Source organism: Peterkaempfera griseoplana (assembly GCF_001418575.1).
Taxonomy (GTDB): Bacteria; Actinomycetota; Actinomycetes; order Streptomycetales; family Streptomycetaceae; genus Peterkaempfera; species Peterkaempfera griseoplana.
On sequence record NZ_LIQR01000225.1, the window covers coordinates 1 to 7,073 of the forward strand.

Sequence of the window (7,073 nt, forward strand, 5' to 3'; positions counted from 1 at the left end):
GGCCCCGGAGAGCGCGTCCCCGAACTCGACCCCGAGCCGAACCCACCCAGCACACCCAGCGATCCCAGGAGAGTCCACCGCATGGCCGGTCCCGCGTTCCGTGCCGCAGCCGTCCGGGTGCGGGTCCCCGCGACCAGCGCAAACCTCGGCCCCGGCTTCGACGCCTTCGGACTCGCCCTCGGGCTGTACGACGACGTGGTGGTACGCGTCGCCGACGCCGGCCTGCACGTCGACATAGCCGGTGAGGGTGCGGGCACCCTGGCCCGCGACGAGCGCCACCTGGTGGTGCGGTCGATGCGCGCCGCCTTCGAGGTGCTCGGCGGACAGCCCCGCGGCCTGGAGGTGGTGTGCGCCAACCGCATACCGCACGGCCGCGGTCTGGGCTCCTCCTCGGCCGCCATCTGCGCCGGGATCGTCGCCGCCCGGGCGGTCACCATCGGCGGCACCTCGGTGCTGGACGACGCCGGGCTGCTGGCGCTGGCCTCCGAGCTGGAGGGCCACCCCGACAATGTCGCGGCCTGTCTGTACGGCGGATTCACCGTGGCGTGGACCGACGACGACGCCGCCCGCGCGGTGCGCCTGGAGCCGTCCGACGAGGTGGTGCCGGTGGTCTTCGTTCCGGCGACGCCGCTGCTCACCGAGACCGCGCGCGGACTGCTGCCGCGCACCGTCCCGCATGCCGACGCGGCCGCCAACGCGGGCCGTGCCGCGCTGCTGGTCGAGGCGCTCACCCGGCGTCCCGAGCTGCTGCTGCCGGCCACCGAGGACCGGATCCACCAGGACTACCGCTCCTCCGCCATGCCGGAGAGCGCGGCGCTGGTCACCGCCCTGCGGGCGGAGGGCGTCCCGGCAGTGATCTCCGGCGCCGGCCCCACCGTGCTGGCGCTGGCGCACGACGGCACGGCCGAGAAGCTCACCCGCTTCGCCGGTCCGGAGTGGGCGGCGCACCGCCTGGAGCTGGACCACGACGGCGCTTCGGTACTGCCGCTCGAGGTCTGATCCAGAGGGCGGTGAGGGGCCGCGGGGGAGGGAGACGAGGAAGTCGCGGGACACGATTGGCGCACTCAGGGTGGGGGAATGTTTGTTGGGTCCAGTAGTGTTAATCTCATGCGTGCACCAGGAGCCCTCCGGGGACCGGTGCTCAGTGTCCCGATCCCGGTGCCCCACCACGACGGGGTATACCGGAAGCCCGGGACCACGATTCTCCGGGAGCCTGCCTCACCGCGTACGCAGCCTGCCTGCGCGAGTTCGGCCGCGTCCCGAAGCCGTGACGGTGCCCTGCCCCAACCGCTCTAGGGGGCGCCCGCAGCCGCCGGCCTCCACCTGAGGCCGCGCCCGGGGGTTCCAGGGTCGCCGTCACGCGACGGGGGCCCGGAATCCAGAGCGGTGCGGCGGCGTGAGGCCGACGCGCACAGCGGCGCCGCGCTGGAGACCGCACACCACACCTTCAACCGCCATCCGGCGGAACATCGCCCCGGATCTGCACACCACGCAGGCCGGACAGCACAACCGGTCGCCGAGCCAGACAGGCCGACGTCCGCTCCAGGGAAGGACCCTTCGTGAGCGACACCACCGATCTGATGGGCGCGCGCCCGGACGCCGACGCTCCGGACGCAGCGGCTGCCGCCCCTGCGCCCAAGCGCCGCCGGACTGCGGGCTCCGGCCTCAACGGCCTCGTCCTCGCCGAGCTGCAGCAGCTCGCCTCCGGCCTCGGCATCAGCGGCACCGGCCGCATGCGCAAGAGCCAGCTGATCGACGCCATCAAGGAGAAGCACGGCGGCGACCCGCTGCTCGCCGGCGCCGAGGCCCCCGCGGCCCCCGCCGTCAAGCGCGCCGCGGCCCGGACCAAGGCCGCCGAGACCAAGTCGGCCGCGGCCGCCGCGGCCGAGGAGAAGCCCGCCCGCCGTACCCGGGCCCGGGCTGCGGCCGCCGAGCCGGCCCAGCAGATCGAGATCCCCGGCCAGGTGGCGGGCGACGCCGCCGCGGCCGCCGAGGCCCCGGCTCCGGCCCGTGCCGAGCGGCCCCGCCGCCGGGCGACCTCCGCCGCCGGTGCCCCCGCGGGCGCGGCAGGCGAGGCCGTGCAGGAGGCCGTCGCCGAGCGCGCCGAGCCGTCCGCGGCCGTGGCCACCGAGACCCGTGAGAAGCCCGTCGAGGACGGCCGGCAGACCGGTGAGGGCCGCCGTGACCGCCGTGACCGGCGCGAGCGCGGTGAGCGTACCGAGCGGGCCGAGCGCCAGGAGGCCGCCGACGGCGCCGACGGCCAGGGCGGCGACCGCGAGACCCGCCGTGACCGGCGCAGCCGCCGCGACCGCGACCGTCAGGGCGGCGAGCGCACCGAGACCCGCCAGGACGGCGGGCAGCAGAGCACCCAGACCCGCGAGCGCGACCAGCGGCGCGAGCAGCAGCCGCAGGACGAGGACGACTTCGACGGCGGCCGCCGGGGCCGTCGGGGCCGCTATCGCGACCGCAACCGCCGCGGTGGCCGCCGCGAGGGCTTCGAGGGTGCGGGCGAGCCGCAGATCGGTGAGGACGACGTCCTGATCCCGGTCGCCGGCATCCTGGACATCCTGGACAACTACGCGTTCGTCCGGACCTCCGGCTACCTGCCCGGTCCCAACGACGTGTACGTCTCCCTCGCCCAGGTCCGCAAGAACGGCCTGCGCAAGGGTGACGCCATCACCGGTGCCGTGCGCCAGCCGCGGGACGGCGAGCGCCGGGAGAAGTTCAACGCCCTGGTGCGTCTGGACTCGGTGAACGGCATGGACCCGGAGGCCGGCCGCAGCCGTCCCGAGTTCGGCAAGCTCACCCCGCTGTACCCGCAGGAGCGGCTCCGCCTGGAGACCGACCCCAGCGTGCTGACCACCCGGATCATCGACCTGGTCGCCCCCATCGGCAAGGGCCAGCGCGGTCTGATCGTCGCCCCGCCGAAGACCGGCAAGACGATGATCATGCAGGCGATCGCCAATGCGATCACCCGCAACAACCCCGAGTGCCACCTGATGGTCGTCCTGGTCGACGAGCGTCCCGAAGAGGTCACCGACATGCAGCGGTCGGTCAAGGGCGAGGTCATCTCCTCGACCTTCGACCGCCCGGCCGAGGACCACACGGTCGTCGCCGAGCTGGCCATCGAGCGTGCCAAGCGCCTGGTGGAGCTGGGCCACGACGTGGTGATCCTGCTGGACTCGATCACCCGTCTGGGCCGCGCCTACAACCTGGCGGCGCCGGCCTCCGGCCGCATCCTGTCCGGTGGTGTCGACTCGACCGCGCTCTACCCGCCGAAGAAGTTCTTCGGCGCCGCGCGCAACATCGAGAACGGCGGCTCGCTGACCATCCTCGCCACCGCGCTGGTGGAGACCGGCTCCCGGGCCGACGAGGTCGTCTTCGAGGAGTTCAAGGGCACCGGCAACATGGAGCTCAAGCTCGACCGCAAGCTCTCCGACAAGCGGATCTTCCCCGCGGTGGACGTGGACGCGTCCTCCACCCGCAAGGAGGAGATCCTGCTGGGCAGCGAGGAGCTGGCCATCGTCTGGAAGCTGCGCCGGGTGCTGCACGCGCTGGACCAGCAGCAGGCCATCGAGCTGCTGCTGGACCGGATGAAGAAGACCAGCAGCAACGGCGAGTTCCTGATGCAGATCGCCAAGACGACGCCGGGCGCCATCGACTGACGCACCGGCGTACAGAGAGCCCCTGGACCGCACGGCGGTCCGGGGGCTCTGGCATGTCTGCTCACAAGTCGGGTGATTGACGCAGAATCGGTCAGCCAAGGTCATGGTTCTGTCACAACTCTGACCCCACTCGGCCATGGAATGTTTAAGGACCACTAGCATCAGCGCGTCGGCAGAGAGCGCCCTTTCATCGGCTGCCCCCCGACACCTTGCTGCAGGCGCCCTCTGGGGGAGGGCGCCTCTCTTCTGCCACAGGAGATCTAGTGAATCCTGCTCAGCGGGAACCCGGGAAACACCGGATACGCCGGGCCAAACTCCCGGCCATCGCCCTGGCCACCGCCCTGGTGGGCGGCGGGGCCTTCGCAGCCTCCGAGGCATGGGCCGGCACCGCGGTCACCAACCGTGACGCTGCCGCAAGCACCACCGGCACCACCACCGCTGCGTCCTCGCAGCGCTCGACGGCCTTCGCCGGCGAGCGGGTCATGAAGGCCCTGCACGCCGGGAAGATCAAGGGGGTTCCGTCGCCCTCGGCGTCGGCCTCCGGATCGACCGGTTTCAGCCCCCGCATCATCGGCGGCTCCACCACCTCCATCACCTCCGCCCCGTGGATGGTCCAGCTCTGGTACTACGACGCGAGCACCGGTGACGGCTGGTTCTGCGGCGGAACGCTGGTGGCACCGACCAAGGTGCTCACGGCGGCGCACTGCGTCGACGGGCTCGACTGGCACCACAACGGTGTGGTCGTCGGCGGCACCGCCGCCCTGTGGAACGGCACCAACGGCAAGGCCGTGCGCGTCTGGAAGCAGTGGCAGCACCCGTCCTTCAGCATGGACACGCTGCAGAACGACATCGCCGTGCTCACCCTGGACACGCCGCTGCCGTACACCACCGCCAAGATCGCCGCCAGCACCGACTCGGCGCTCTACACCGCGGGCACCACCGCGACCGTCTACGGCTGGGGCCTCACCAGCACCCCGTCGGACACCGCGGACCTCTCCGCGCAGCTGCGGCAGGCCAGCCTGCCGATCGTCGCGGACAGCACCTGCCAGCCCGCCATGGACGCCGTCACCTCGCCCGACACCATCTACACCCCGGGCAAGATGATCTGCGCCGGCAAGCCGGGCACCGGCAGCGACACCACCACGGTGGCCAGCTGCCACGGTGACTCCGGTGGCCCGCTGATGGTCGCCGGCCGGATCGCCGGCATCGTCTCCTGGGGCTCGGCCGACTGCGTCCAGGCCGGCGGCTACGACGTGTACACCAAGGTCAGCACGTTCTCCACGGCCGCCCAGGCGCAGATCAACGCGGCGGACGCCCCGAAGCAGAACGACTGGAGCCGGGACGCCAAGGCCGACCTGCTGGTCCGCACGTCCTCCAGCACCGGCCAGGCCTACGCCTACCTCGGCACCACCATGAGGTACACGTCCTCGGTCGGCACGGGCTGGCAGTACTGGAACAAGGTCGTCCAGGGCGACTTCAACATGGACGGCGCCACCGACGTCATCATGCGCAAGTCCAGCGACGGCAGCCTCTACTGGCGCCACTACGACCTGTGGTCGTACAGCTGGATCAACACCAAGCTGACCACCGGCTGGGGCTCGGTCCGCCAGATCGTCTCCCCCGGTGACCTCACCAGCGACGGCAAGCCGGACCTGCTGACCGTGGACAGCGCGGGCACGGTCTGGGTCTACCCGGGCAAGGGCAACGGCTCCTTCGGCAGCCGCTTCCAGGTCGGTTCCGGTCTGCAGGGCCTCAGCCAGCTGGTCGGCCACGGCGACTTCACCGGTGACGGCAAGGCCGACCTGGTGGGCCGCACCTCCGCGGGCGCGCTCTACCTGTGGCCGGGCAAGGGCAACGGCTGGTTCGGCACCCGCAAGACGCTGAGCGCCAGCGGCTTCAAGTCGGCCAACGCGCTCGCCGCCACCGGCGACATCAACGGTGACGGCAAGGCCGACCTGCTGATCCGCTTCACCAACGGTTACCTGTACGAGTACCCGGGCAAGGGCAACGGCTCCTTCGGTGCCAAGGTGCAGATGGGCAGCGGCAGCTTCGGCTCGTACACCATCCTCGGCTGACCTGCCGAGCCCAGGGCGTCCCGGTCGGAAGACCGGCCTCTGACACTCCGAAACCGTGCCCCCGCCGGTCCGACCGGCGGGGGCACGGCCATGTCCGGGAGCGGCGGTAACAGATGATCTGTCCCGTATGCTCGAAGTGATCCATTGTGCGGAGGAACCGTAGAGGAGCCGCCATTCGTCCTATTCGGGAGCCGGCCCGTGCGGATGCGCGGGAGCAGACGAAGGACGGACCAGGGGCCATGGCAGACCAGCAGAAGGACCAGCAGCCGACCTCCTCGCGGAGCGCCGGCCGTCGTGGGCTGCGGATAGCCGGGCTGTCACTCGCGGCGGTGCTGCTGGTCGCGGCGGGCTTCGGCGGCTTCGCGTACTGGAAGCTCAACCACAACATCACCAGCGTCGATCTGGACTCGCTGCTCGGCAGCGCCCGTCCGCCGGCGTCCACCAACGGCGCCTTCAACATCCTGCTGCTGGGGTCGGACTCCCGGGCCGGGGCCAACCACCGCAAGGCGGGCGGTGCCAACGACGGCACGGCGCGCTCGGACACCGCCATGGTGGTGCATGTGGAGCACGACCACAGGCACGCCTCGGTGGTCTCCCTCCCCAGGGACGCCCTGGTGGACCGTCCCGCCTGCACCAAGGCCGACGGCACCACCACGCCCGCCGTCTCCGGCGCCATGTTCAACAGCGCCTTCGAGGTGGGCGGCGCCGCCTGCGCGGTCAAGACCGCCGAGTCGGTCACCGGGCTGCGGATGGACCACTTCGTGGAGATCGACTTCGCAGGCTTCGCCGGCTTCATCGACTCCATCGGCGGCGTGGACGTCACCACCACGGTGAACATCGACGACCGGCAGAGCCATCTCAAGCTCACCCATGGCACCCACCACCTGAGCGGGGACCAGGCGCTGGCCTTCGTCCGCACCCGGCACGGCATCGGGGACGGCAGCGACCTGGGCCGGATAGAGCTCCAGCACCAGATGCTGAAGTCGATCCTGAGCCAGGCCAGGAGCGCCGGGCTGCTCGGCAACCCGGTGAAGCTCTTCAAGGTCGCCGACTCCCTCACCCGGTCCATCACCGCCGACACCGACCTGGCGTCGGTGAACGACCTGGTGGGGCTCTCCCAGACGCTCAAGGCCATCGGGCCGGACGACCTCACGATGGTCACCCTGCCCGTCCACTACGCGCCCACCGACCCCAACCGGGTGGTGGCCACCCAGCCCCAGGCGGCGCGGCTGTGGGAGGCGCTGAGGAGCGACCGGCCGGTCCCGAAGGACATCCTCCGGCAGCAGCCGGCCAACCCGGCGGACTCGGCGCGCCCGTCCGCTGCCGCCGCCCG

Annotated in this window: 4 protein-coding genes; all 4 read left to right on the top strand. The window is 71.8% G+C overall.

Going from position 1 to position 7,073, the window contains the following annotated elements; all coding sequences use genetic code 11:
- Positions 1-81 precede the first annotated feature (81 nt).
- Entirely contained in the window at positions 82-999 is a 918-nt protein-coding gene (gene thrB, locus AOK09_RS17730) for a homoserine kinase (protein ID WP_055588185.1), read from the top strand.
- A gap of 560 nt (positions 1,000-1,559) precedes the next feature.
- Positions 1,560-3,665: a transcription termination factor Rho gene (gene rho, locus AOK09_RS17735; RefSeq protein WP_055588186.1), complete on the top strand. Its 2,106-nt coding sequence runs from the start codon at positions 1,560-1,562 to the stop codon at positions 3,663-3,665.
- Positions 3,666-3,928: 263 nt separating this feature from the next.
- Positions 3,929-5,740, top strand: a complete 1,812-nt coding sequence (locus tag AOK09_RS17740) for a trypsin-like serine protease (protein WP_055588187.1) — start codon at positions 3,929-3,931, stop codon at positions 5,738-5,740.
- Positions 5,741-5,979: 239 nt separating this feature from the next.
- On the top strand, positions 5,980-7,073 hold a 1,094-nt coding region (locus AOK09_RS17745), incomplete at its 3' end, for an LCP family protein (RefSeq protein ID WP_055588188.1).